Source organism: Sphingomonas sp. UYEF23, assembly GCF_040546165.1.
Classification (GTDB): domain Bacteria; phylum Pseudomonadota; class Alphaproteobacteria; order Sphingomonadales; family Sphingomonadaceae; genus Sphingomonas; species Sphingomonas glacialis.
This window is the reverse complement of the sequence record NZ_JBEPNG010000003.1, coordinates 59,744-84,700: the sequence shown is the minus strand read 5'-3', so window position 1 is coordinate 84,700 and position 24,957 is coordinate 59,744. Positions and strand designations below refer to the sequence as shown.

The window sequence follows — 24,957 nt, the reverse complement described above, 5'->3', positions numbered from 1 at the left end:
TTCGCGCCTCGACCCGAATGTGGGCGACCGGGCAGCCTTCCCCTTTTGCCGCTAGGGATCCCGTGCGCTTTCTTCTGTCAACGCAGTCATACCCTCTAGCGTGAGGGCGGGCGATCTGGTCTATTCCGCGCTCCTCTGGATCGGGATGGCATGAAGCGAACAACGATTGTCGACGTAGGGCGGCTCGCCGGGGTGTCGGCCAAGACGGTATCGCGCGTGCTCAATGGCGAGCCGCATGTCAGCGCGGACGTCCAGCAGCGCGTCCGCGCGGCCGCCGACACGCTCGATTACCACCCCAATGTCTTCGCCCAGGCGCTGGTGCGGCGCAAATCGAACATGATCGGGCTGGTGTATGAGAACCCCAGCCCAAGCTATGTCGTTGAATTGCAACGCGGCGTGCTCGAGCGGCTGACCAACGAGCGCTATCGCTTGGTGGTGATCCCGATCCGCTCGGTCCAGGAAAATGCGAGCGAAGTCGTGGGTCTGCTGCGTTCGGCCGCGCTCGACGGGGTGGTGCTGGCGCCGCCGGCGTCGGACCATCCGCTGATCCTCAAGCAGTTGCACGAAGCTCGGATCTTCTGCGCGCGGATCGCGCCGACGCGGATGATCGACGCCGCGCCGAGCAATCTGGTCGACGATGTCGCCGCCGCGCGCGAGATCGCGGCGTATGTCATCGGCCTTGGCCACCGCGACATCGCCATCATCCGCGGCGATGCGACGCATCCGTCGAGCGAGGCGCGGATGCTCGGCTATACCCAGGCGTTCCACCAGGCGGGGCTCGAACTCAAGTTCGACCGGATCGAGCCTGGCCTGTTCACCTTCGACAGCGGGCTCGCCGCGGCGCGCCACATCCTCGCGCGGCCCGATCGGCCGACCGCGATCCTGTCGCAGAACGACGACATGGCGGTCGGCGCGATGATGGCGGCGCGCGAGTTCGGGCTGTCGATCCCCGGCGATCTGTCGGTCGTCGGGTTCGACGATTCGGAAGTGTCGCGGATCACCTGGCCGCGGCTGACGACGGTGCGCCAGCCGGTGTTCGAGATGGCTGTCGCAGCGACCGAGATGGTGATCGCCCAGCTCGAGGATCGCGCGCCGATCGCGCGGATCCTCCACCCGCATACGCTGATGATCCGCGAATCCGCCGCAACCCCGCGCGCCTGATGCTGCGCCGTTTCGAAGCGTGGTTTTATGGCGTCGGCGATCTCGGCTTCAACTTCGTGTGGCAGTCGATCGAGCTGTATCTGCTATTCTACTATATCCGTGGGCTCGGCATCGCGCCTGCGGTCGCCTCGGCGATCTTCCTGGCGGGGGCGGCGGTCGACTGGCTGACCGATCCGCTGATCGGTGCGGTGGCGGATCGGCTGGCACCGCGGATCCCGTTGCGCGCCTGGGTCTCGATCGGCGGTCCGCTCTCGGTGCTGTTGCTGTGCCTGGCCTTCGCGCCGCCGCCAGTGCCTGCGGCGTGGGTGCCGGGCTATGCGCTCGTCACTTATCTCGCGCTGCGCTTTGCCTATGGCCTCGGCAACATCCCCTACGGCGCGCTTACCGCGCGGCTTTCCCCCGATCCTGCCGATCATCTCAAGCTGACCGGCGCGCGGATGCAGGGCGCGGCGCTCGGCGGGTTGATCGCTGCGTTGACGTACGCGCTGCTCCCGGCGGACCGCAGCGGCGGCGCCGATTTCCGGCTCGGTGCGCTGATCCTTGCCGGGCTCGCGATGCCAGCTTTCTTCGCGACGAGCTTTGGCACCACCGAACGCGTCGTGCCGCGCGCGGCGCCACCGCGGCGGCTTGGCGGTGCGGTCGCGGCGATGGTGGCGCTGCTCGTCCGGTCGGCGGCGTTGCGGCGGTTGATCGTCACGATCCTGCTCGTCGGCCTGACGATGACGCTGATCAACAAGTCGCTGCTGTTCCTGTTCGACCAGATCGGCGCGCGGCGGCTCGGTTATTACGTCGCGCTCGTCCCCGCGCTGTCGCTGTTGCTGACCGCGCCGATCTGGGCGCGGCTCGCGCTGCGCGCCGGGCAAGTCGCCACGCTCCGGATCGCGGCGGTCGCGCTGATGGTGGCGGTCGTGCTGCTGCTCGTCGGGCGCGGTGTCGCGCCAGATCTGATGTGCATCACGCTGGCGATCATCGCGGGGCAGGGGATGTCGGTGATGTTCTGGTCGCTCGTGCCAGCGACCGTCGCGGCGTGCGAGCGCGCCGATACCGATGGCGGCTATGCGGTGCGCGTCTATGCGATGGCGACGATCGCGCGCAAACTGGCGCAGGCGCTTGCCCCGCAAGCGATTGCAATCGCGCTGTATCTGCCCAATGGCGCGCTGCTCGTGGCGATCGCCGGGGTCGCGTTGCTGACGGTGCTGGCAGTGATCTTCTATCCCCCGGTCGGGCCGGAAAACGAGCACACACCGGCTTGACAGCGCAATGTCAACGTTGTCAATGCGATCCGGCCAAGTGCCGTGCGCCGACGACGCGTGCGCCATCGAATTTGAAGCGGAGCTGGAGGGGATATGAGACGCGAATTTGCCTGGGGCACCGCGCTCGGTGCGTGCCTCGCTGCGAGCGCGGCGATCGCTGCGCCGACTGCGGCAGACCCGGTCGTGCATCCCGCCGTGTGGCCGAGCGTCGCCTGGCCGGTCGCGCCGATCGCGGCCGACGAAGCGCGGATCGCGACGCTGCTGTCGCACATGAGCGTCGAGGAAAAGGTCGGGCAGATCCTCCAGCCCGATATCGACAGCATCACCCCCGATGAAGTCCGCCGCTATCATATCGGCTCGGTGCTCAACGGCGGCAATTCGGGGCCCAACAAGGACGATTTCGCGCCGGCGCCGAAATGGCTCGAGCTCGCCGACCAATTCTATGCCGCTTCGGTCGATCGTTCGGCGGGCGGGCACGGCATCCCGATCCTGTGGGGCACCGACGCAGTCCACGGCCACAGCAACATCGTCGGTGCGACGCTGTTTCCGCAGAATATCGGGCTCGGCGCGACGCGCGATCCCGCGCTGATCGAGCGGATCGGTGCCGCGACTGCGGTCGAGATCCGCACGACGGGGCAGGAATGGACCTTCGCGCCGACCATCACCGTGCCGCAGGATTATCGCTGGGGGCGCGCCTATGAGGGCTATTCGTCGAACCCCGATCTCGTCGCCAGTTACGCTGGGCGGATGATCGTCGGCTTGCAGGGCCGGCCCGACGGCAGCCGGATCCTCGCCGGCCCGCACGTGCTCGCGAGCACCAAGCATTTCATCGCCGATGGCGGGACCTTCGAAGGTCACGACCAGGGCGACGCGCGGATCAGCGAGACCGAGCTGCGCGACGTCCACGGCAAGCCCTATGTCCCCGCGCTCGAAGCCGGTGTCGGCACCGTGATGACGAGCTTTTCGAGCTGGCAGGGGCAGAAGATCGGCGGCAGCAAGGGGCTCGTCACCGACGTGCTCAAGGGCCGGATGAATTTCGGCGGCTTCGTCGTCACCGACTGGAACGCGCACGCGCAGATCGCCGGGTGCAGCCTCGACAATTGCCCGCAGGCGATCAACGCCGGGGTCGACATGTACATGGCGCCCGACAGCTGGCGCGGGCTCTACGCCTCGCTGCTCGCGCAAGTGAAGGACGGCACGGTGCCGATGGCGCGGCTCGACGATGCCGTTGCGCGAATCCTGCGCGTGAAATTGCGGCTCGGGCTGTTCGAGGCGGCCAAGCCCTCGTCGCGCGCACTCGCCAGCGACTGGCGCCAGCTCGGCGCGCCCGCGCACCGTGCGATCGCGCGCGAGGCGGTCGCCAAGTCGCTCGTGCTGCTCAAGAATACCGGCGTGCTCCCGCTCAAGCCGTCGGCGAATATCCTGGTGGCGGGTGACGGCGCCGACGACATCGCACGGCAATCGGGCGGCTGGACGCTCAGCTGGCAGGGCACTGGGCTCAGCAACGCGATGTTCCCCGGCGCGACGACGCTGTGGGGCGGGATCGCCGCTGCGGTCAAGGCCGGCGGCGGGCAGGCCGAACTCGCACCCGACGGAAAGTATACGCGCAAGCCCGACGCTGCGATCGTGGTGTTCGGCGAGACGCCCTATGCCGAATTCCAGGGCGACATAAAGTCGCTCCAGCTGCGCCCCGAATTGCGTGCGCCGCTGGCGACGATGCAGCGGCTCAAGGCGGCGGGGATTCCGGTCGTCGCGGTGATGCTCACCGGGCGGCCGCTGTTCGTCAATCCGATGCTCAATGCGGCCGACGGCTTCGTCGTCGCGTGGCTCCCGGGGAGCGAAGGGGCAGGGGTCGCCGACCGGCTCTTCGCGACGTCGGGCACCGCCGCGCCGTTCACGGGCAAGCTCCCCGCCGACTGGCCGCTGACCGCCAGGCCCGGCGGCCCCAAGCTCTATTCGTTCGGCTATGGCTTGACCGGGCGCGAGCCGCGCGCCGCGTGGAAGCCGCTGTCCGAGGATGCCGGCGTGGTCGATCCGGGCACCGACGGCGTCTTTCTCAAGGCCGGCGTGGCGACGCCGGGCTGGTCGCTGCGCGTCGGCGATGCGACGGCCATGACCGCGATCAAGAGCGTCCCCGCCCAGGCGCTGGCGGGACGGATCAAGGTCACCGCGATCGATTACGGCGTGCAGGAAGGCGCGCGGCACTTCTCGCTCGCCGGGGGTGGACCGCAAGCGATCGAACTGCGCAGCTCCGACCCCGTCGACCTGTCGCGCGAAAGCAATGGTGACGTCATGTTGCTCGCGACGCTGCGGCTCGACGCGCCGCAGGGCAGCGATCTCACGCTCGGGGTGACCTGCGGGGCGGGCTGCGGCGGGTCACGCCCGCTTTCGGCGGGCACGCTGCCGGTCGGGAAATGGCGCGTCGTCGGCATCCCGCTCAAATGCTTTGCCGCTACCAATGGGCGCACGGGTGCCGACGTCAAGGCGATCGACGCGCCGTTCGTGCTGCGCACCAGCCAGACGCTCGAGATCAGCCTCGCGCGCGTGTCGCTCGGGATGGTCGCCGACGACGTGCTGGCGTGTCAGCCGTGATCCGCGCGTCTCACGCGACGCGCGGCGGCGCGTCCGATTCGCGGCGGATCAGCGTATAGGCGATCCGGACGTGCGGCTCGGCGATCTCGCCCGGCGCCGTGCTCCGGTCGAGCCGCAGCGCCTCGACGAGCAATTCGACCGCCATCCGCGCCATGTCGGTGACGGGCTGGCGGATCGTGGTGAGTTCGGGCCAGATCGTCGTCGCGAGCGCCGAATCGTCGAAGCCGACGACGGCGAGATCGCGCGGCACGTCGAGCCCACGGCGATGCGCCACCGCGATCGCGGCAGCGGCCATGTCGTCGTTCGCCGCGAAGATCGCGCTCGGCGGCTCGGGCAGGTCGAGCAGCCGTTCGGCCGCTTCCAACCCCGAGCGATAGGTGAACAGCCCGTCGGCAATGAGCGCGTCGATGACGGGCAGATCGAGATCGGCGAGTGCCGCGCGATAGCCTTCGAGCCGCTCGGCGCTCGCGGTCTGGTTGGGCGCGCCAGTGATGAAGCCGATCCGGCGGTGGCCGAGATCGCCGAGATGCCGTGTCATGTCATAGGCTGCGCGGCGATCGTCGATGCTGACCGACAGCGCCCAGCCGGGCGCACGCCCGGTCGAAATCGCCACCACCGGGATGCCGCGTTCGTGCAACGCCTCGAGCACCAGCGCCGAATCGCACAGCGGCGGCGGCAGGATGATGCCGTCGATCCGTCCGCGCGTGAGATGCTCGATCGCGGCGATCTCGGTGCCGGGCTCGCATTTCTCGATCAGGATCTGGACCGTCTGGCGGCTCGCTTGGTCGAGACAGCCGATCAGGAACTCGCTGAAATAGAAGAAGCTCGGATTGGTGTGGAGCACGCCGATCCGCACATCCTCGCCGCCCGCGAGCATCCGCGCGGCGGCGTTGGGCGCATAATTGAGCGCGGCGATCGCTGCCTCGACGCGTTCGCGCGTTGCCGGGCGCACGCTGGCCTTGTCGTTGATCACACGCGACACCGTCATCGGCGAAACGCCGGCCCGCGCCGCGACGTCACTGACCGTCGGGACGTTGTGCTGGCGGCGTGAGCTGCGGGGTTCCTTCATGCGCGTCCTTTCGGAGCCGACCCTATGGCGGAGCGATGGCATGCGGCAAGTCGCAGTTACAGGTGCGCATTTACACGAGGGGGTGCAAAGCGCCTGTGCGATGTCGATGGCGCTTGCCCCCACCCCGTGCAATCGGGCATGCGCTCCCGATGACGTTTCAGGTCGATATGGGCCTCGACGCGGGCGGCGCTTCCGTTCCGATCGATCTCGAAGAATTGCTGGCGACGCGGTTGCTCGTGCAGGGCAATTCGGGCTCGGGAAAGTCGCATCTGCTGCGCCGGCTGCTCGAACGCAGCGCGGGGCAAGTGCAACAGATCATCATCGACCCCGAAGGCGACTTCGTCACGCTCGGCGAGAAATACGGCCATATCGCGATCGCCGCCGCTGACTATTCGGTCGCCGAGGTCGCGCGCTTCGGCCAGCGGATCCGCGAACATCGCACCTCGGTCGTGCTCGATCTCGAGGGGCTCGAGATGGAGGGGCAGATGCGCTGTGCTGCCGCGTTTCTCGGCGCGCTGTTCGATGCGCCGCGCGAGCATTGGTATCCTGCGCTCGTCGTGGTCGATGAGGCGCAGGTGTTCGCACCTTCGATGGGCGCCGAGGTGACCGAAGAGGTCCGCCGCGCGTCGCTCGGCGCGATGACCAACCTTATGTGCCGCGGGCGCAAGCGGGGCTTGGCTGGCATCATCGCGACGCAGCGCCTCGCCAAGCTCGCCAAGAATGTCGCGGCGGAAGCGTCGAACTTCCTGATGGGGCGCACCTTTCTCGACATCGACATGGCGCGCGCGGCCGATCTGCTCGGGATGGAGCGCCGCCAGGCCGAGCAGATCCGCGATCTGCCGCGCGGCACCTTCCTCGCGCTCGGGCCGGCGGTGTGTCGCCGTCCGATCGCGATCAAGGTCGGTTCGGTCGAGACCGGCTCGCGCGGCGGCGGCCCGGTGCTGACTCCGCTGCCGCAGCCGCAGGCGAGCGATATGCGGCAATTCCTCTTCGCCGAGATGGAGGAGCCGGTGCGCCCACCGCCGCCCCCGCCGCGCGCTGCCCCCGCCGAATATGTGCTCGACCAGATCGAGACGGTGCCTACGTCCGAGCCGGCGCGCGATGTTCCCAAGCGCGACCCCGAGGAACTCGCGCGTGTCGTCACCGATGTGCTGCGCGCGATCGTCGAGGATCGCGATTCGAGCACGCGTCCGGCCGCCGTGCTCTACCAGGATTTCCAGGTGCGCTGCCGCATGGTCGGCGTGCATCCGGCGCCGCTGTCGTCTTCGGGCTTTTCGCGCCGGCTCGCCGCGGCACGCGCGGGGATCTTCGACGGGCTCGACGGCGACTGGGCCGAGGCGATCGCGATCGCGCACGATCTGCCCGACGAGATGCTCGGCTGCTTCCTGCTGATCGCGCGGGCTGCGCGCGAGGGGCTGCCCGCACCGACCGACGAGGAGATCGCGCATACCTATGGCACCAGCTCGCTCGGCCGCGCGCGGCGCGTGATCGGCTATATCGAGGGGCGTAACCTGCTGGTCACGCGGGTCGATCTGTCGGGCAAGCGGTCGCTGACGATCCCCGCGCTGGGCTGGACGACAGCGGCAGCCGACGCCGCATGACAAAGCGTTCAGGTCGTGCGCCAGCGGTTGCAGTGCGGGACGGCGCGGCCTAGGGGCGCTCGATGGCATCCGCCTCCTATCAGTCCACGTCGGATCGCCGCCGCGTTCGCGGGATCGTGCTCGCACTCGTGGTCGAGGCGCTGGTCGGGCTGCTGCTGCTCCAGCTCGGCACCGGCGTTTTCACCAAGGTCGAGAAGCAGCCCAGGCTCACCACGTTCGACGTTCGGCCGATCGGCCCACCGCTCGAGAAGACCGCTTCGAAGACCAAGGTCAAGCAGCAGCAGAAAAAGGTCGTGACGACCGCGTCGGCCGCACCGCCGCCGCCGACCGTCCCGCCGATGCCCAAGGCGCCGCTTCCGTCCAAGCTGATCCAGCTCAGCCCGCAGGATTTCGCCGCGTCGGATATCGGCAAGATCCCCTCGGCCAAGGGCGAGGGCAGCGGCGAGGGCACGGGCAAGGACAGCGTCGCGGCGTATGGCCCGGGGCAGGGGCCGGGCGGCGGATCGCTCTACAATGCCGAATGGTATCGCGAGCCGAGCGATGCCGAGCTCAAGCCGTATATGCAGGAATATATGAAGGGCGACGGCGGCTGGGCGATGATCGCGTGCAAGACCGCGCCCGATTATCATGTCGAGAATTGCCGCTCGCTCGACGAATCGCCGCCTGGCGGTGGCTTGTCGCGCGCGCTGCGGCTCGCGGCGTGGCAGTTCCGCGTGCGGCCGCCGCGCGTCAACGGCAAGCCGGTCATCGGCGCATGGGTGCGGATCCGCTTCGACTTGATCTCGGGCTTCAAGAAGTAGCGGGCAGCGCCTCGAGATAGGCGCGCACGTCGGCGGCGATCGGCTGCGCCGCGCCGGTCGGCAAATGGACGTTGACGATCGTCATGTCGATCGTGGTGTGGAGCGCCCCCGTCTCGGCATGGCAGAGCTCGAAGCGCTGCGTCAGGCTCGACGAGGCGATCCGCGCGATCCGCACGAACGCCTCGATCGTGTCGCCCCACACGAACGGCTTCAGGTAATCGATCGCGGTGTGGCGGACGTGGAATTCGGTGTGCGTCCACGCCTCGCCGAGCGCCGCGCCGATCCCGGTCCAGTCCCAGTAATCGGTCGCAGCGACATCGGCATATTCGAGATAGCGCGAGTTGAAGACGACCTTCTGGCCGTCGATCTCGGCATAGCGGACCTTGAAGCGGGTCGAGAAGGCAAAGTCGGGACGGGTCATCAGAACAGCAACTTTAGGCCGACCGCGGCAAGCACCGCGGCGAGGATGGGGGTGAGGAAGCGATCCGACACGCGGCTCGCGACCAGGCTACCGACGATGATCCCGGGAATCGAGCCGATCAGCAGCGAGACGAGCAGCGATCCGTCGACCGACCCGAGGATCCAATGCCCGATTCCGCCGAGCAGCGTCAACGGCACGGCATGCGCGATGTCCGAGCCGACGAGCCGGTTGACCGGCATCAGCGGGTAGAGGATCAGGAGGGCGGTCATGCCGAGCGCGCCCGCGCCGACCGACGTCAGCGAGACGAGCACGCCGAGCACCGCGCCGAGCAGCACCGTCAGCCGCGCAAGCCGCCGCGGCCGCACGGCGCCGAGCCGCCGGCTGAGCGCGGCGACGATCCGCGCGCGGAAGATCGTCGCCAGACCCGACACCAGCAGCGTGATGCCGAGCGCGACCGAGATCGCGTGGCCCGTCTTGGCCGATTGCTCGCCGGCATAATGCAGGATCACGAGCGTGAGCAAAGCGGCGGGGACGCTCCCCGTCGCGAGGCGGCGCACGACGGTCCAGTCGACCGTCCCGCGCCAGCCATGCACCGTCGTGCCGACGGTCTTGGTCGCCGAGGCATAGAGCAGATCGGTGCCGACCGCAGTCGCCGGATGGAAACCGAAGGCGAGCACGAGCAGCGGCGTCATCAGCGAGCCGCCGCCGACGCCGGTCAGCCCGACGACCAGCCCGACGAGCACGCCGGCCATCGAATACAACAGATTGATATGCATCGGCGTAGGCGTCAGCCGGTCTTGGCGGGGGTGTTGACGCCCATCGACAGCAGATATTTCTTCACGTTGCGCGCGGCCTGGCGCAGCCGCTGCTCGTTCTCGACCATCGCGATGCGCACAAAGCCTTCTCCATTCTCGCCATAGCCCACCCCTGGGGCAACCGCGACGCGGGCGTGAGTCAGCAATTGTTTGGAGAACTCAAGGCTACCTAGGTGCGCGAGCGCCGGCGGGAGCGGCGCCCAGGCGAACATCGACGCGCGCGGCGAGGGGATATCCCACCCGGCGCGGCCGAAGCTGTCGACGAGCACGTCGCGGCGCTTGTGATAGAGCTCGCGATTTGTCGCGACGATGTCCTGCGGGCCGTTGAGCGCGGCGCACGCCGCGGCCTGGATCGGGGTGAAGGCGCCGTAATCGAGATACGATTTCACGCGGCTCATCGCCGCGATCAGCGTCTTGTTCCCGACCGCGAAGCCGATCCGCCAGCCCGCCATCGAATAGGTCTTGCTGAGCGACGTGAATTCGATCGCGATGTCCTTGGCGCCGGGCACTTGCAGGATCGAGGGCGTCGGATTGCCGTCATAATACAACTCGGAATAGGCAAGGTCGGAGATGATCCAGACCTTGTTCTCCTTCGCCCAGGCGACGAGCCGCTCGTAGAAAGCGAGGTCGACGGCTTCGGCCGTCGGGTTCGACGGATAATTGACGACGAGGATCGACGGGCGCGGGACGGTGAAGGCCATCGCGCGCTCGAGCGAATCGAAATAGGCGTCGTCGGGCGTCGTCGGCACCGCGCGGATCGTGGCGCCTGCAATGATGAAGCCGAAGGTGTGGATCGGGTAGGACGGGTTGGGTGCGAGCACGACGTCGCCGGGCGCGGTGATCGCGGTGGCTAGGCTCGCAAGCCCTTCCTTCGATCCCATCGTCACGACGACTTCGGTGTCGGGATCGACATCGACGCCGAAGCGGCGACCGTAATAGTTCGCTTGCGCCTTGCGCAGCCCGGGAATGCCCTTCGACTGCGAATAGCCGTGCGCGTCGGGCTTGCGCGCGACTTCGATCAGCTTTTCGATAACGTGCGGCGGCGGCGGCAGATCGGGATTGCCCATGCCGAGATCGATGATGTCCTCGCCGCTCGCACGCGCTTCCGCTCGCATCGCGTTGACTTCCGCGATGATGTACGGGGGCAGGCGCTTGATGCGGTAGAAATCGTCGGACATTGCGGAATTCCGGTTCGAGGAGACATTTCCTTACGCGTACACCTTACGGTCTCGCGCGCGCTTCGTCACCCGGCTTTGCGCCCAAGGGTGTTAGCGGGGTTGCTGGCAGGGCGGATCGGGCTAAGGTCGGATGCGTCAAGCGTAGAGGATGCCATGGCCGACACACCCCCTCCCGCCATGCCGAGCCTGGCGGATCTGCAGCATTGGACCTGGCTGTTGGGCCGCGCGCAGCAGATGATGATCGAGCAAGGGTTCGGCGCGATCCGTGCAAGCGACTCCGGCCTGCCCGCGATCCCCGGCCTGACCGATCCCGAGACGCTCGCGCGGACGCGCGATTTCTGGAGCGAGAGTCTGACGCTGTGGCAGCGCCTGCTGATCCCCGGCCAGGCCGAGCCGGTCGCCGAAACCCCCGCACAGGCGCGCGACAAGCGCTTCAAGGATCCGCGCTGGCGCGAGAACCCGCTGTTCGACTGGATCCGGCAAAGCTATTTCCTGTTTTCGGACCAGATGCTCGCGCAGGTCGAGGCGGTGCAGGGCGTCGACGACAAGCAGCGCGAGCAAATGCGCTTCGCCGCGCGCGGCTTCCTCGATGCGGTCAGCCCGTCGAACTTCCCCGCGACCAACCCCGAAGTGCTCGAGAAGACGCTCGAGACCGGCGGGCAGAATCTGCTCAAGGGCTTGCAGAACATGCTCGCCGATCTCGCCAAGGGGCAAGTGACGCATACCGATGCGAGTGCGTTCGAGGTCGGCCGCAATCTCGCGGTGACGCCGGGCAAGGTCGTCCACCGCACCGATCTCTACGAGTTGATCCAATATACGCCGACGACCGAAAGCGTGCTGTCGACGCCGCTGGTGATCTTCCCGCCATGGATCAACCGCTTCTACATCCTCGACCTGACCCCCGAGAAGAGCTTCATCCGCTGGGCGGTCGAGCAAGGCATCACCGTCTTCCTCGTCTCGTGGCGCTCGGCCGATGCGAGCATGAAGGACGTGGCGTGGGACGATTATATCGCCGCGCAGATCGAGGCGATCGACTTGATCCGCACCGGGCTCGACGTACCCGCGGTGCACACGATCGGCTATTGCGTCGCGGGCACGACGCTTGCCGCGACGCTTGCGATCCTCGCGGCGCGCGGCGAGGCGGACAAGGTCAGCACCGCGACCTTCTTCACCGCGCAAGTCGATTTCACCAAGGCGGGCGAGCTGCTCCACTTCGTCGCCGACGATCAGATCGCCTTGCTCAAGACGCTGACCCCCGACGGGTTTCTCGACGGGCGCTACATGGCGTCGGTGTTCAACCAGCTGCGCGGGCGCGACCTGATCTGGAATTACGTCACCAACAATTATCTGCTCGGCAAGGACTATGCGCCGTTCGACCTGCTCCACTGGAACGGCGATACGACCAACCTGCCGGCGGGCTGGCACATGCGCTATCTGCTCGATCTGTACCGCGACAATCTCCTCGCCAAGCCGGGCGCGCTGAGCGCGCTCGGCGTGCCGATCGATCTCGGGCGAGTCGAGACGCCCGCCTATATCCAGGCGGGGCGCGAGGACCATATCGCGCCGGCCGAGAGCGTGTGGGCGCTGACCGAGCATTTCCGCGGCGAGCGCAAGTTCGTGCTGGCGGGATCGGGGCATATCGCGGGCGTGGTGAACCCGCCGAGTGCGGGAAAATACCAATATTGGCTCAATCCCGCGCCTGTCACTACCTTGGCAGACTTCATCGCGGGGGCTGTCGAGACCAAGGGCAGCTGGTGGCCCGACTGGCTCGGCTGGCTGCGCGATCACGGTGCCGACAGCGTCGCCGCGACGGGCGCGCGTCAGCCGGGCGAGGGTGGTCTGCCGGTGCTCGACGATGCGCCGGGACGCTACGTCAAGGCGCGCTGATCGACGGGGTGAGCGCCAGCGAAGGCAAGTCGTTACGCTTATGTTGCAGTGCAACATTTCGCTTGTTCGTGTCGTGTTTCCGGCGTATATTGCGGCGCAGCAATAGAGCAGGAGCAATCCCGTCATGGCCAGCAACGACCCGAAGTCCCCCGCGACCCCGCCCTCGATCGCATCGATCGCCGCTGCGGTTGCGGCGCCATCCGATTCGGTTCCCGCCGCGCTTGCCGCTTCCCCTGCTGCTGCAAAGCCTGCCGCGAAGAAGCGCGCCGCCGCTGCACCCAAGCCAGCACCACTGACCACTGCGCCTGCAGCCGTCGCTTCTCCGGTGGCGCCAGTCGCCACCGTGGCACCGCCAGTCGCGCCCGTTGCAGCGCCCCAGCCGGTGATTGAGGCGCCCGCGCCCGTTTCGTCGGTGTCTGCCCCCATTACCACGCCAGCCCCAACCCCCGTCGTCGCAGCCGCGGCGGCCGTCGCTCAGAAGGAAGCCAAGATCATGGAAACCGTACAGTCCGCCGCTGACACCACCCAGGCCCGTGCGCAGGCGATGTTCGCCGACGTCAACGATCGCACCAAGACCGCAATGGAAAAGGGTTCGAAGATGATCGAAGAGATGAACGAATTCTCGAAGGGCAACATCGAGGCGCTCGTCGAATCGTCGAAGATCGCCGCCAAGGGCATCGAGACGATGGGCCAGGAAGCCGCCGAATATGGTCGCAAGCAGCTCGAGAGCGCGACGGCTGCGATGAAGACGCTGTCGAGCGTCAAGTCGCCGACCGACTTCCTCAAGCTCCACAGCGACTTCATGCGCAGCGCATTCGACGCGATGGTCGCCGAAACCTCGAAGAACACCGAATCGATGCTCAAGCTCGCCGGTGAGATCGCCCAGCCGATCTCGAACCGCGTCGCGCTGGCAGCCGAGAAGATCAAGGTCGCCGCATAACCACGCGCGATCTTTCGATAAGTGGGGGCGGTCCGGCGACGGGCCGCCCTTTTCGTATCCGAGCCCCTTGCCCTTCCCCCCGGCAATGCCATATTTTGGCGACACATGATCGACAGCACCCGAATCTCGATGGCGGAACGCCGTGACGATGGCACCGATGACGGGGACGGCACCGGCGCCGGGGTCGCAACCCGGACGCGTTCCAAGACCAAGGAGCCCACGCCGTACCGCGTGCTGCTGCTCAACGACGATTACACGCCGATGGAATTCGTCGTGCTCGTGCTGCAGCGCTATTTCCGCATGGACATGGAAGCTGCGACGCGCGTGATGCTCCATGTCCATCAAAAGGGCGTCGGGGTCTGCGGCACCTTCAGCTACGAAGTCGCCGAGACCAAGGTGACGCAAGTGATGGACTTTGCGCGGCAGAACCAGCACCCGCTGCAATGCACGCTCGAAAAGGCCTGAGCGCGCCGCCGCCTCAGTTCGCGGGCGGCAACCAATCGAGATTGAGCTTGGCGTACCGGTCGATGTAATTCGCGGTGCGCAGCATCGCGCGCTCGTCGAGAAAGCTGATCCGCCCGCTTTCGCGCGCGATCAGCGCTTCCTCCTCGAGCTGGCGCAGCATGCGATTGACATGGACCGCGGTGAGCCCGGTCGCGTCGCCAATCTCTTCCTGCGTCAAGCCGAGCACGAAGCTGGCCGTGCCGTCGACCTCGGTCTGCATGCGGTTGCGCATCTCGATCAGGATCGCCGCGACACGCGCCTTCGCCGATGTCCGGCCGAGCGCTGCCAGCCGGTCGGTCAGCGCTGCGCGCTCGATCTGGTTATAGACCATGATCAGCGCGGCGAGCCGTGGATGCTCGGTATACAGCGCGGCGAAGGCCGATCGCTCGAACGGGGCGACGATACACTCGGAGATCGCGGTGATCGTCTCGGGCGCCTCGCGATAGATCATGCTCGCGGTCGCCAGCATGTCGCCGGGAAAATGGAAGCGCAAAATCTGCCGGCTGCCATCGTCGAGCAGCACGGAGCTCATCATCGTCCCCTTGCGCAGGATATAGACGTCGCCGGTACGATCGCGCTCGCGGTGGAGCGTCATGCCACGGCGGACTGGCCGCTCACGCTCCTCCAACCGTGCCAGCGCGAGCCGTTCGTTTTCGCTTAACACGACCATCCCGGTCAAACGGTCGGCGAAGTAACTTCCTGGCACGCGCGAAAAATCCCCCTTGATTAGGTGCACAAAGCAGCGCGCAAGAAACAATGCATTAAAATCGATCAACCGGTCGAGACGCGTGTTTCACCTTTATAACACGGTGTAACCTGCTTGCGCCTTTCAGGCGAGGCGATAAACGAGGGCATGGACCGTATTCTCATTCGTGGCGGCAACCGCCTTTCTGGCCGTATTCCGATTTCCGGGGCGAAAAACGCCGCGTTGACGCTGATGCCGTGCGCATTGCTGACCGAAGAGCCGGTCACGCTGCGCAACTTGCCGCGGCTCGCCGATGTCGACAGTTTCGGGCATCTGCTCAACCAGCTCGGCTGCTCGACCCGGATTGAGGGCGCGCGCCCCGAGGATTTCGGCCGCGTCATGACGATCCGCGCGGGCAAACTGACCGCCACCGAGGCGCCGTACGACATCGTGCGGAAAATGCGCGCGTCGATCCTCGTGCTGGGCCCGTTGATCGGCCGCGCGGGCGAGGCGACGGTGTCGCTGCCGGGCGGCTGCGCGATCGGCAATCGCCCGATCGACTTGCATCTCAAGGCGCTCGAGGCGATCGGCGCGCAGCTCGAGATGGCGGCCGGCTACGTCAAGGCGATCGCGCCGGGCGGGCGACTGTCGGGCGGCATCTACACCTTCCCGATCGTCTCGGTCGGCGCGACCGAGAATGTCGTGATGGCGGCGGTGCTCGCCAAGGGTGGCAGCCGGATCGAGAATGCGGCGCGCGAGCCCGAGATCGTCGATCTGTGCAATTTGCTCGTCGCGATGGGGGCGAAGATCAGCGGGATCGGCACCGAGACGCTCGAGATCGAGGGCGTCGACCGGCTCCACGGCGCGACCTATCGCGTGATGCCCGACCGGATCGAGGCGGGCAGCTATGCGTGTGCCGCGGCGATCACCGGGGGCTCGGTCGAACTCGTCGGCATCAAGATGGACGACATGCGCGCGACCACCGCCGCGCTGATCGACGCGGGCGTCACGCTCGAGGAGCGCGGCGACAATCTGCTCGTCTCGGCCTCGGGCGGGATCAAGCCGCTCACACTGTCGACCGCGCCGTTCCCGGGCTTCGCCACCGACATGCAGGCGCAGTTCATGGCGATGCTGTGCATGGCCGACGGCGCGAGCGTACTGACCGAGACGATCTTCGAGAACCGCTACATGCACGTGCCCGAGCTCGCGCGGATGGGCGCGAACATCGAAGTCCACGGCCGCACCGCGGTGGTCCGCGGCGTGCCCAAGCTGACCGGTGCGCAAGTGATGGCGACCGATCTGCGCGCGTCGATGAGCTTGATCATCGCCGGGCTCGTGGCGGACGGCGAGACGCAGGTCAGCCGGGTCTATCACCTCGACCGCGGCTATGAGCGGCTCGAGGAGAAACTGAGCGCAGTCGGCGCCGACATCGAGCGTGTCGGCGACGGCTGAGCGCGGCGCCTAGGCGGCGGGCGCCTGTGCCACATAGGCGTCGAGCCGGGCAAGATGCTCGGTGACGGCGGCGTCGGGCAGGAACGAGCCGAGGAAGCTGTTGCGCGCGAGCGTGACGAGATCGTCGCGGCCAAGGCCGCGTGCCGCCGCGATCGCGCGGTAATTGTCCGCGATATACCCGCCGAAATAGGCCGGATCGTCCGAATTGACGGTCGCGCGAAGCCCCTCGCGCAGCATTCGGTCGATCGGATGCGCGGTCATGTCGTCGACGACGCACAGCTTGAGGTTCGACAGCGGGCACACCGTCAGCGTCATGCCGCTGCGCGCGAGCCGCGTGACGAGCAGCGGATCCTCGAGGCTGCGATTGCCGTGGTCGAGCCGGTCGACGCCGAGCAGGTCGAGCGCTTGATAGACGTACTCGGGCGGACCTTCCTCGCCGGCATGCGCGACGAGCTTGAGCCCCAGCGCGCGCGCCTGGGCAAAGACGCGCGCGAATTTCTCGGGCGGGTGGCCGAGCTCGGACGAATCGAGGCCGACCGCGCCGATCCGGTCGACCCACGGCCGTGCCGCATCGAGCGTGGCGATCGCGTCGGCTTCGTCGAGATGCCGCAGGAACGACAGGATCAGCTGCACCGACATGCCGTGCTTGGCCTTGGCTTCGTCGATCGCCGAGAGCAGGCCGGTGATCACCGTCTCGAACGCGACGCCGCGCGCGGTGTGCGTTTGCGGGTCGAACATGATCTCGGCATGGACGACGCCGTCGGCGGCGGCGCGATCGAAATAGGCGGCGGCGAGATCGTGGAAATCCTGCGCCTCGCGCAGCACGTCGGCACCGGCATAATAGATGTCGAGAAAATCCTGCAGCCGCGAGAAATTGTAGGCCGCGCGGACATCCTCGATGCTGGCGAACGGGATCGCGATGCCGTTGCGCTTGGCGAGCGCGAACATCAGTTCGGGCTCGAGGCTGCCCTCGATATGGAGGTGGAGTTCGGCCTTGGGCAGGCCGGCGATGAAGTCGGAATCAATCATCCCGCCGTCATCGCCCGATCACGGCTGCGCGGCAAGGGTTCAGCGCGTTCGCGTCCAGGTCTGGCGCTTGCAGCCGAAGCCCGCGAGCAGGCAGCCTTCGCCGACGAGCGTGTCGGGTCCGGTCTGCTCGATCGTCCCCGTGACGGTCTGGCCGATGTCGGGGATCAGCACGCTGCCGTTCCACAACCCGCGGCGCTGCTCGACGAAATCGCTGAACAGCATCGTGCCGACCAGCGGCCCGCCACCACCGCGTTCGGCATCCGATTGCGCCTTGGGGCTCGCCCAGACGATCTTGCCGCACATCGCGCGGCCGCACTTCCGGAACACGACGCGAACCGACTTTTGCGGGTTGGTCCATGTGCCGGTCGGCGGCGCGGCGAGCACCGCTTCGGGGAGCAAGGCCAGCGCGGCTGCGGCCAGCGTCATCATCATCGGTCGCATCGCGCACCTTTCACAAGCGGGGTCTGCGGCGCTGTAGCGCCGCAGACCTGTCCCCCCGTTGAACGCGTCAGATCGCGTCGAGGGCCTGCGCGAAATCGGCGATCAGATCGTCGGCATCCTCGACCCCGATCGAGATCCGCACCAGATTGTCGGTGATGCCGAGCGCTTGCTTGCGCTCGTCGGCGACCGAGAGGTGCGTCATCGCCGCCGGATGTGAGGCAAGCGTCTCGGTGCCGCCGAGCGACACGGCGAGCTTGGCGATCTTGAGCGCATCGAGGAACGCGAACGCTTCCCTTTCGCCACCCTTGACGATGAGCGAGAAGGTCGAGCCCGCGCCGGTGCAGTGGCGTGCGTAGATGTCGGCCTGGCGCTCCATGCCGGGGCTGTCGGCGAGGAAGCCGAGATAGCCGACGCGCTCGACCTTGGGGTGGCCGCGCAGGAAGCCGCAGACCTTGACGGCGTTCTCGCCAGCGCGGCTCATCCGCAGTTCGAGCGTCTCGAGGCTGCGCATCAGCATCCACGCGGTGTTGGGATCGCAGATCGTGCCGATCGTGTTGCGCATCAGCCGGATCGTGTTGATGTGCGCCTTCGAGCCGAGCACGCCGCCCGCGACGAGATCGCTATGCCCGCCGGCATATTTGGTCAGCGAATAGACGACGATGTCGGCGCCGTGCTGGAGCGGTTTGAGCCACAGCGGCCCGAGGAAGGTGTTGTCGATCGCGATCGGCGGCTTGGCGTCGCCGGTGAAGATCGCGTCGCGGCTCGCGGCGACCGCCTGGATATCGACCAAGGCGTTGGTCGGATTGGCCGGGCTTTCGAGATAGATCAGCGCGACGTTGCCGGTCGCCGCCTGGGTCATCACCGCGTCGATCTCCTCACGCGTCGCGCCCGCCGGGAAATCGAGCCACTTCACGCCGAAGCGGCCGAGGATGCGCGCGATCAGCGTCTCGGTCGCGGCATAGAGCGGGCCCGAATGGACGATCGTGTCGCCGGGCTTGACCATCGACAGGAACAGCGTGGCGATCGCCGACATGCCGCTCGAGAAGACGAGCGCGTCCTCGGCCTCTTCCCACACGCCGAGGCGATCCTCGAGAATCTCCTGGTTGGGGCCGTTGAAGCGCGAATAGACGAGGCCTTCCGAGCCGCCCGGGCGCTTTCCGGTGACGCCTTCGAAGTGGCGCCTGCCCGCGGCCGCATTGGGGAAGACGTAGGTCGAAGTCGCGAAGATCGGGGGCTTGAGCGAGCCTTCGGACAGCGCGGGGTCATAGCCGTGGCCCATCATCAGCGTCGATGGCTTCAGCTTGCGGTCGCCGATCTTCTCGATCGACGGCTTGGGCTTCGTGCGTGGGGCGACGCCGGTCAGATCGGCTTCGGTTTCGAGTTTGTCGGCCATGCTGCGTCCTCGCTAAAAATACGGTAGGATCGTGTACCGCGAGATAGTGTCAATTGAAACCATCTGCGCGGTGGGGCGACGGGGGGACACGACATGGCGGTTGCGGTGGTTTCGGTGCCGGTGCGCGATCCGGCGGCGGCGTTGGACTTTTATACGCGCGTGATCGGGCTCGCGGTGCTGCGCGACGAGCCGATGGGGCCCGCGATGCGCTGGATCCAGCTCCAGCCCAGTGATGGCGGCGCGACGATCGCGCTGGTGACGTGGTTCGATGCGATGCCGCCGGGCGGCGTGCAGGGGCTGATGCTGGGGGTCGACGATGTCGATGCCGAATATGCCCGGATCGGCGCGCTGGGCGTGCCGCTGTCGCCGGTCGACGCGCAGCCGTGGGGGCGCTTCACGATGCTGAAGGACCCCGATGGCAACGGGCTGATCCTCGCGCAACTGACGACGCCTGAGGAATTCCGGACCCGCTGACCGCGCTCCTCCCCTCCCTGGAAGGGAGGGGCTGGGGGTGGGTCGGCCAATGGAGAGGGCCGCCGCCGCCACGGGCCAACCCACCCCCGACCCCTCCCTTCCAGGGAGGGGAGGAGAAGGACAATCAGAGTCCGATGATCGAGATCTGCCGCCCGTAATCGGGCTCGCCGCGATGCGTCGCGCCGCGGTAGCTGAAGAAGCGCGCTTCGTCGGCATACGTATCGAGCCCGAGCATCGCGACGCGCATCACCCCCGCCGCGGCAAGCCGGTGTGCGACATAGGCTTCGAGATCGAACTGGAAATGCCCCGCGCGGCCTTCGGCGAAGAAGCGCTCGTTCGCGCGATCGTCGGCCTCGAACCGCTGCGCAAAGGCGGCATCGACCTCGTAGCTCGCGCGCGCGATGCACGGGCCGATCGCCGCGGCGATCCGCTCGCGCTTGGCGCCGAGCGCTTCCATCGCGAGGATCGTCGTGTCGGTCACCCCGCCGAGCGCGCCCTTCCACCCGGCATGCGCCGCGCCAACCACGCCCGCCGCGCGGTCGGCAAGCAGCACCGGCGCGCAATCGGCGGTGAGGATGCCGAGCGCGAGCCCCGGCCGGTCGGTCACCAGCGCATCGGCGCGCGGGCGCAGGGCATCGTCGAAGCTCCCGCGCACCGTCACGCATTCGGCCGAGTGGATCTGGTAGAGCGTCACCAGCGTCGCACCCGGGACGACCGCCTCGGTCGCGCGCGCGCGGTTCTCGGCGACCGCGGCGGCATCGTCGTCGGAGCCGATCCCGACGTTCAACCCGGCGTGAACGCCGCCCGAAACGCCGCCGATCCGCCCGAGAAACCCGTGCGCGACCCCCGCGAGCGTCCGCGCGGTGATCACCTCGACGGGTGTGCTCACAGCACCAGCCGCATCAGATTGTCGTCATCGACCGTCTCGCCGACGCGGAAGGCAATCCGGCCGATGTCCTCGAAGCCGTATTTCTCGTAGAAGCGATGCGCGCGGTGATTGTCGACATAGACGCTGAGGATCACCTCGCGCGCGCCGTGTTCGCGCGAGAAATCGAGCGCCCACGCCATCAGTTCCTGCGCGACGCCCTGGCCGTGCCAGCCCGAGAGCACGTAGAATTGATAGAGCTCGATCGCATCGGGGCGCCATTCGCCGGGGAAGGTGACCGGGCCCATCTTCACATAGCCGACGATCTCGTCGTCGGCGAGCGCGAGGCGGATCGTGAAATCGGGATCGGACAGCTGCGACGGCAAGCCGTTCGGCCCGAACGCCTCGTCGAGGAACGCCGAGAGATCGGCGTCGCTGTAGAGCGTTCCGAAGGTCTCGGTGAACGAGCGCCGCGCCATGGCTGCGAGTGCCGGGCCGTCGATCGTGCGCGCGTCGCGATAGGTGATCATGCAAAACCTGCGGGGTTGGGCCAACCCGGTGCGGACACGGCGAGGACCTGGAAAAGGTCGCCCATTTCCCGTGTCAGCCGCGCTTTGTCGAGCGCGATTTGCTCGGCGCGACCGGGTGCGGCCTTCGACAAAGCGGCAGCGCGGGCGTCGATACCGAGCACGGTGAGGAACGCGCCCTGGCCGATCGGCCCGGCGACCGCCGCGCGCTCGACCAGTGCGGCGGCGGCGAGCGTGCCGAAATCGACGTGCGCGGTGAGGTCCTGCTCGCCGGGGTGTTCGTACGGGTTGGCGTATTGATGCCCGCGCACCGCCTGCAGCGTGTCGCCCAGCGCGGGTCCGTCATAGCCGTAGTCGACCGCGAGTAGTGCGCCGCCCTGCGCGACGATCCGCTGCGCGAGGCTGCGCAGGATCGCGACGCTGGCGGGGGAGGTCTCGATCACCGATCCGGGCGTCGCATCGCGCAGCGTCTCGGGAACGACTGCATCGGGGATCTGCTTGCCCGCGATCGGCAGGAACAGCGTGTCCTGGCAGGCGACGAGCCGCTCGAACCAGCCATCGGCGCGCTTGACCAATTGCCGGACGGGAAGCGCGTCGAAGAATTCGTTGGCGACGATCAGAAGTGGGAGGTCGCTCGGCAGCGTGTCGATCGAATCGTGCCAGGTCGCCGCCGGAGCGCGCTTGGCTTGCGCAGCGCGCAGCACTGGGCTGGTCTCGACGAAATGCACCGGCGGGGTGAAGCCGGCCTTGGCCATCGCGCGGTACGCATCGGCGGCGAGCGTCCCGCGGCCGGGGCCGAGCTCGACCCATGCTACGTCGGGGCGGCCCGCGCGGTCCCACAGATCGGCGCACCACAGGCCGATCAGCTCGCCGAACATCTGGCTGATTTCAGGGCTGGTGGTGAAATCGCCGCCCGCGCCGAGCGGATCGCGCGTGGCGTAATAGTGCGCGTTGGCGGCGGCCATATACTGCGCGAGTGAGATCGGCCCGGCGAGCGTGATCGCGCGCGCGAGGCGGTCGGCGAGGGGGGCTCCTTCTTCCCCCCTCCCGCTTGCGGGAGGGGCCGGGGGAGTGGCGTCTGAAACGGGCACTGTCATGCGTTGCTCACTGCCCTCCCCCAGCCCCTCCCGCAAGCGGGAGGGGAGCAAGAAGGGCGCATCCCGCTTGCGGGAGGGAGGCAAGCAGCGAGATTACGCCACGCTCTGCCCGCCCGCGATCGGCTCGACGCGGTAGCGGCGGCCCTTGGCGGTGAGCACGAGATACAGACCGCCGACGATCATCGGCAGCGTCAGCACCTGGCCCATATGGATCGTCGTCGCAAAGAACGTTCCGCTGAACTGCGAATCAGGCTCGCGGAAGAATTCGACGATGAAGCGCGCGAGGCCGTAGCCGAGCAGGAACAGCCCGACGAGCTTGCCCGGCTCGTAGCGCGCTTTGGTCTTCCAGAAGGCGAACCACAGGACGAGGAACAAGGCGATGCCCTCGAGCGCGGCCTCGTACAGCTGGCTCGGATGCCGCGCGGGTTCGATCATGCCGGTCTGCACCGTGTCACGAAACACGATCGCCCACGGCACGTCGGCGGGCTTGCCCCACAATTCGCCGTTCACGAAATTGGCGATCCGCCCGAAGAACAGCCCGAACGGCACCACGCAGGCGAGATAATCGTGGATCCGCAGCCAATCCAGCTTCTGGCTCCGCGCGAACAGGATAATGCCGATCGACGTGCCGATCATCCCGCCATGGAACGACATGCCGCCATCCCATAGCTTGAACAGCCCGAGCGAGGTCAGCAGGTGCGGCGCGTAGAAGATCGCATAGCCGAGCCGCCCGCCGAGGATGATGCCGAGCGTCGCGTAGAACACCAGATCGTCGGCATGACGCCGCGCCATCGGGCTGCCGGGCTGCGCGATCAGCTTGAGCAGATACCACCAGCCGAGCAGAATTCCGCTGATATAGGCGAGCGAATACCATTTGATCTGGAAGAAATGCAGGTCGATCGCGACCGGATTGAGGTGCAGATCGGTAAAATGCAGGTGCGGATCGACGCCTGCCGTAGCGGCAGCGAGGATGGGGAGGGCGGCAGTCAGGAACAAGGCTTTTCCCCTGGAATTTGCGCCTCCATAATGGCGCCAGGCGATAAGACCAAGTGGAGAGCGCGAATGCCGAGCAAACTCGATCAACGGATGGATTCCGCGCTCGCGCAATTGACCGGCGCAGGCGGTCCGCTCGCGCTCGGCAGCGTGCACGTCGACGGGAACGATCTCCCGCTGATCACCGGCGTGCCGCAGACGCTGCCGCCCTATTTCGCGCATTACTGCAACGAGCATGCCGCCAAGACCTTCCTCGTCGCGGGGGACGAGCGACTGACCTTTGCCGAGGTCTATGCCGCGGCGGCGCGCGTTGCGGCGACGCTGGTCGGTGGCCACGGCGTTGCGCCGGGTGACCGGATCGGGATCGCGATGCGCAATTCGCCGTCGTGGATCGTGCTCTACATGGGCATCACGATGGCGGGCGGCGTGGCCACGCTGCTTAACGGCTGGTGGCAGTCCGAGGAACTCGCCGCGGCGATGGCCGATGTCGAATGCAGCCTCGTCTTTGCCGATCCGCCGCGCACCAAGCGGCTCGCCGCGATCGCCGATCTCGAGGTGGCGGTGGTCACGATCGAGGACAGCCAGCCGCTCGCCGTCGCGCTGGCCGCCTTGCTCGGCTCGAGCGACGCCGCGCTGCCGAGCGTCGCGCCGACCGATTCGGCGACGATCCTGTTCACCTCGGGCTCGACCGGCCAGTCGAAGGGCGCGATCAGCAACCATCGCGCGGTGACGCAGGCGGTCTACAATTATCTGGTCCAGGCGCTCGTCATGCTGTCGATCTCGACCGCGGACGGCGCCGCGCCGCCGACGCAGCATGCGACCTTGCTCAACGTGCCGCTGTTCCATGTGACGGCGGAGGTGCCGGTGTTCCTCCAGAGCTTCGCCATGGGGCGCAAGCTCGTCCTCATGCCGAAATGGGATGCCGAGGAAGCGATGCGGCTGATCCAGGCCGAGACGGTGACCTATTTCGTCGGCGTGCCGCTGATGAGCTTCGAGATCCTGACGCACCCGAAGCGCGCCGACTACGATCTGTCGAGCGTGTCCGACTTCGCGGCAGGCGGCGCGCCGCGCCCGATCGAGCATGTCCGCCGCATCTCCGAGGAGATGGGCGGGCCCAAGCCGCTGCTCGGCTACGGCCTGACCGAGACCAATGGCGCGGGCTGCGGCAATTTCCGCGACAATTACCTCGCCAAGCCCAACTCGACCGGCCGCGCCTCGCTCCCGCTGATCGATCTCGCGATCGTCGATGGCAACGGCAAGCCGGTCGCGCAAGGCGAGCGCGGTGAGGTCGCGATTCGCTCGGTGTGCAACTTCACCAAATATTACGGCCGCCCCGATGCGACCGCGGCGGCGTTCACCGCCGATCGCTATTTCCTGACCGGCGACATCGGCTATCTCGACGAAGACCGCTATCTCTTCATCGTCGACCGCAAGAAGGACATCATTATCCGCGGCGGCGAGAACATCTCGTGCCAGGAAGTCGAGGCGGCGATCTACGAGCATCCCGCGGTTGCCGAGGCAGCGGTGTTCGGCCTAGCCGACGAGCGTTTCGGTGAGGTGCCGGGCGCCGTTGTCCTGCTGCGCGACGGCGCGGCGCTGAGCACCGAGGATCTGTGCGCGTTCCTGTTCGAGCATATCGCGGCGTTCAAGGTACCCGCGCGGATCTGGTTCGTCGATCAGGCGCTGCCGCGGCTCGGCACCGAGAAGATCGACAAGGTCACGCTCCGCGCGACCTATCGCGCGCTCGCGGCGGCGGGGGGCTGAGCCCCGCCGCCGCCGC

The 24,957-nt window shown here is 67.4% G+C and carries 23 protein-coding genes; 11 read left to right on the top strand and 12 right to left on the bottom strand.

Going from position 1 to position 24,957, the window contains the following annotated elements:
* Nucleotides 1-150 precede the first annotated feature (150 nt).
* The 3 genes from ABIB28_RS06545 to ABIB28_RS06535 all read left to right on the top strand — a co-directional run bounded on the left by ABIB28_RS06545 (nt 151) and on the right by ABIB28_RS06535 (nt 5,006).
* Entirely contained in the window at nt 151-1,161 is a 1,011-nt protein-coding gene (locus ABIB28_RS06545) for a LacI family DNA-binding transcriptional regulator (protein ID WP_189676320.1), read from the top strand.
* The gene (locus tag ABIB28_RS06540; protein ID WP_354287258.1) at nt 1,161-2,414 is read left to right on the top strand and encodes an MFS transporter; all 1,254 of its coding nucleotides are present in this window, start codon (nt 1,161-1,163) and stop codon (nt 2,412-2,414) included. Before ABIB28_RS06545 ends, ABIB28_RS06540 begins: the two co-directional genes overlap by 1 nt.
* A gap of 93 nt (nt 2,415-2,507) precedes the next feature.
* Nucleotides 2,508-5,006: a glycoside hydrolase family 3 protein gene (locus ABIB28_RS06535; protein WP_354287256.1), complete on the top strand. Its 2,499-nt coding sequence runs from the start codon at nt 2,508-2,510 to the stop codon at nt 5,004-5,006.
* Between the two features lie 10 nt (nt 5,007-5,016).
* Here ABIB28_RS06535 and ABIB28_RS06530 read toward each other — a convergent pair whose 3' ends face one another.
* A complete protein-coding gene (locus ABIB28_RS06530; RefSeq protein WP_354287254.1) occupies nt 5,017-6,075 on the bottom strand; it encodes a LacI family DNA-binding transcriptional regulator in 1,059 nt (352 codons plus the stop codon).
* Nucleotides 6,076-6,224: 149 nt separating this feature from the next.
* Here ABIB28_RS06530 and ABIB28_RS06525 point away from each other — a divergent pair, with 149 nt between their 5' ends.
* Together ABIB28_RS06525 and ABIB28_RS06520 are read left to right on the top strand one after the other, a co-directional pair.
* A complete protein-coding gene (locus ABIB28_RS06525; RefSeq protein WP_189676316.1) occupies nt 6,225-7,676 on the top strand; it encodes a helicase HerA domain-containing protein in 1,452 nt (483 codons plus the stop codon).
* 62 nt (nt 7,677-7,738) lie between these two features.
* The gene (locus tag ABIB28_RS06520) at nt 7,739-8,476 is read left to right on the top strand and encodes a hypothetical protein (RefSeq protein WP_354287252.1); all 738 of its coding nucleotides are present in this window, start codon (nt 7,739-7,741) and stop codon (nt 8,474-8,476) included.
* Here the strand turns inward: ABIB28_RS06520 and ABIB28_RS06515 are convergent.
* From ABIB28_RS06515 to ABIB28_RS06505, 3 genes are read right to left on the bottom strand one after another with little or no spacing between them, the layout of a single operon-like run.
* Entirely contained in the window at nt 8,466-8,897 is a 432-nt protein-coding gene (locus ABIB28_RS06515; RefSeq protein ID WP_354287250.1) for an acyl-CoA thioesterase, read from the bottom strand. The genes ABIB28_RS06520 and ABIB28_RS06515 overlap by 11 nt on opposite strands.
* A complete protein-coding gene (locus ABIB28_RS06510; RefSeq protein WP_354287248.1) occupies nt 8,897-9,673 on the bottom strand; it encodes a sulfite exporter TauE/SafE family protein in 777 nt (258 codons plus the stop codon). Before ABIB28_RS06510 ends, ABIB28_RS06515 begins: the two co-directional genes overlap by 1 nt.
* An 11-nt stretch (nt 9,674-9,684) precedes the next feature.
* Nucleotides 9,685-10,890: an LL-diaminopimelate aminotransferase gene (locus tag ABIB28_RS06505; RefSeq protein ID WP_189676315.1), complete on the bottom strand. Its 1,206-nt coding sequence runs from the start codon at nt 10,888-10,890 to the stop codon at nt 9,685-9,687.
* Nucleotides 10,891-11,043: 153 nt separating this feature from the next.
* Here ABIB28_RS06505 and ABIB28_RS06500 point away from each other — a divergent pair, with 153 nt between their 5' ends.
* From ABIB28_RS06500 to clpS, 3 genes are all read left to right on the top strand, one after another.
* Entirely contained in the window at nt 11,044-12,777 is a 1,734-nt protein-coding gene (locus ABIB28_RS06500; RefSeq protein WP_354287245.1) for a PHA/PHB synthase family protein, read from the top strand.
* Nucleotides 12,778-12,901: 124 nt separating this feature from the next.
* Nucleotides 12,902-13,717 carry a phasin family protein gene (locus ABIB28_RS06495; protein ID WP_354287243.1) on the top strand — a complete coding sequence of 272 codons (816 nt, stop codon included), beginning with the start codon at nt 12,902-12,904 and terminating at the stop codon, nt 13,715-13,717.
* 129 nt (nt 13,718-13,846) lie between these two features.
* Nucleotides 13,847-14,182, top strand: coding sequence for an ATP-dependent Clp protease adapter ClpS (gene clpS, locus ABIB28_RS06490; RefSeq protein WP_133192162.1), 336 nt, complete (start codon nt 13,847-13,849; stop codon nt 14,180-14,182).
* A gap of 13 nt (nt 14,183-14,195) precedes the next feature.
* On the opposite strand, the gene ABIB28_RS06485 is transcribed toward clpS, so the two are convergent.
* A complete protein-coding gene (locus ABIB28_RS06485; RefSeq protein WP_354287858.1) occupies nt 14,196-14,891 on the bottom strand; it encodes a Crp/Fnr family transcriptional regulator in 696 nt (231 codons plus the stop codon).
* A 183-nt stretch (nt 14,892-15,074) separates the two neighbouring features.
* Between ABIB28_RS06485 and murA the strand changes: the two genes are divergently transcribed.
* On the top strand, nt 15,075-16,358 hold the full coding sequence (gene murA / locus ABIB28_RS06480; RefSeq protein WP_354287241.1) for a UDP-N-acetylglucosamine 1-carboxyvinyltransferase: 1,284 nt from the start codon (nt 15,075-15,077) through the stop codon (nt 16,356-16,358).
* A 9-nt stretch (nt 16,359-16,367) separates the two neighbouring features.
* Here murA and ABIB28_RS06475 read toward each other — a convergent pair whose 3' ends face one another.
* The 3 genes from ABIB28_RS06475 to ABIB28_RS06465 all read right to left on the bottom strand — a co-directional run bounded on the left by ABIB28_RS06475 (nt 16,368) and on the right by ABIB28_RS06465 (nt 19,221).
* Nucleotides 16,368-17,387 carry an adenosine deaminase gene (locus tag ABIB28_RS06475; RefSeq protein ID WP_354287239.1) on the bottom strand — a complete coding sequence of 340 codons (1,020 nt, stop codon included), beginning with the start codon at nt 17,385-17,387 and terminating at the stop codon, nt 16,368-16,370.
* A 39-nt stretch (nt 17,388-17,426) separates the two neighbouring features.
* Nucleotides 17,427-17,828, bottom strand: a complete 402-nt coding sequence (locus tag ABIB28_RS06470; RefSeq protein ID WP_354287237.1) for a DUF2147 domain-containing protein — start codon at nt 17,826-17,828, stop codon at nt 17,427-17,429.
* A gap of 67 nt (nt 17,829-17,895) precedes the next feature.
* Nucleotides 17,896-19,221, bottom strand: coding sequence for a cystathionine gamma-synthase family protein (locus ABIB28_RS06465; protein ID WP_354287235.1), 1,326 nt, complete (start codon nt 19,219-19,221; stop codon nt 17,896-17,898).
* 93 nt (nt 19,222-19,314) lie between these two features.
* On the opposite strand from ABIB28_RS06465, the gene ABIB28_RS06460 reads away from it, so the two are divergent.
* Nucleotides 19,315-19,695, top strand: coding sequence for a VOC family protein (locus ABIB28_RS06460; protein ID WP_354287233.1), 381 nt, complete (start codon nt 19,315-19,317; stop codon nt 19,693-19,695).
* A 124-nt stretch (nt 19,696-19,819) separates the two neighbouring features.
* Here ABIB28_RS06460 and pgeF read toward each other — a convergent pair whose 3' ends face one another.
* The 4 genes from pgeF to lgt all read right to left on the bottom strand — a co-directional run bounded on the left by pgeF (nt 19,820) and on the right by lgt (nt 23,180).
* Nucleotides 19,820-20,584 (bottom strand): peptidoglycan editing factor PgeF, encoded by a 765-nt coding sequence (gene pgeF / locus ABIB28_RS06455; RefSeq protein ID WP_354287231.1) that lies wholly within the window; start codon nt 20,582-20,584, stop codon nt 19,820-19,822.
* Entirely contained in the window at nt 20,581-21,090 is a 510-nt protein-coding gene (locus ABIB28_RS06450) for a GNAT family N-acetyltransferase (protein ID WP_133191540.1), read from the bottom strand. Before ABIB28_RS06450 ends, pgeF begins: the two co-directional genes overlap by 4 nt.
* The gene (locus ABIB28_RS06445) at nt 21,087-22,184 is read right to left on the bottom strand and encodes a class I SAM-dependent methyltransferase (protein WP_502958217.1); all 1,098 of its coding nucleotides are present in this window, start codon (nt 22,182-22,184) and stop codon (nt 21,087-21,089) included. The genes ABIB28_RS06450 and ABIB28_RS06445 overlap by 4 nt, the downstream gene beginning before the upstream one ends.
* Nucleotides 22,185-22,277: 93 nt before the next feature.
* Nucleotides 22,278-23,180 carry a prolipoprotein diacylglyceryl transferase gene (lgt, locus tag ABIB28_RS06440; protein ID WP_354287230.1) on the bottom strand — a complete coding sequence of 301 codons (903 nt, stop codon included), beginning with the start codon at nt 23,178-23,180 and terminating at the stop codon, nt 22,278-22,280.
* 66 nt (nt 23,181-23,246) lie between these two features.
* Here lgt and ABIB28_RS06435 point away from each other — a divergent pair, with 66 nt between their 5' ends.
* The gene (locus ABIB28_RS06435) at nt 23,247-24,941 is read left to right on the top strand and encodes a class I adenylate-forming enzyme family protein (protein ID WP_189676305.1); all 1,695 of its coding nucleotides are present in this window, start codon (nt 23,247-23,249) and stop codon (nt 24,939-24,941) included.
* Nucleotides 24,942-24,957: the final 16 nt, after the last annotated feature.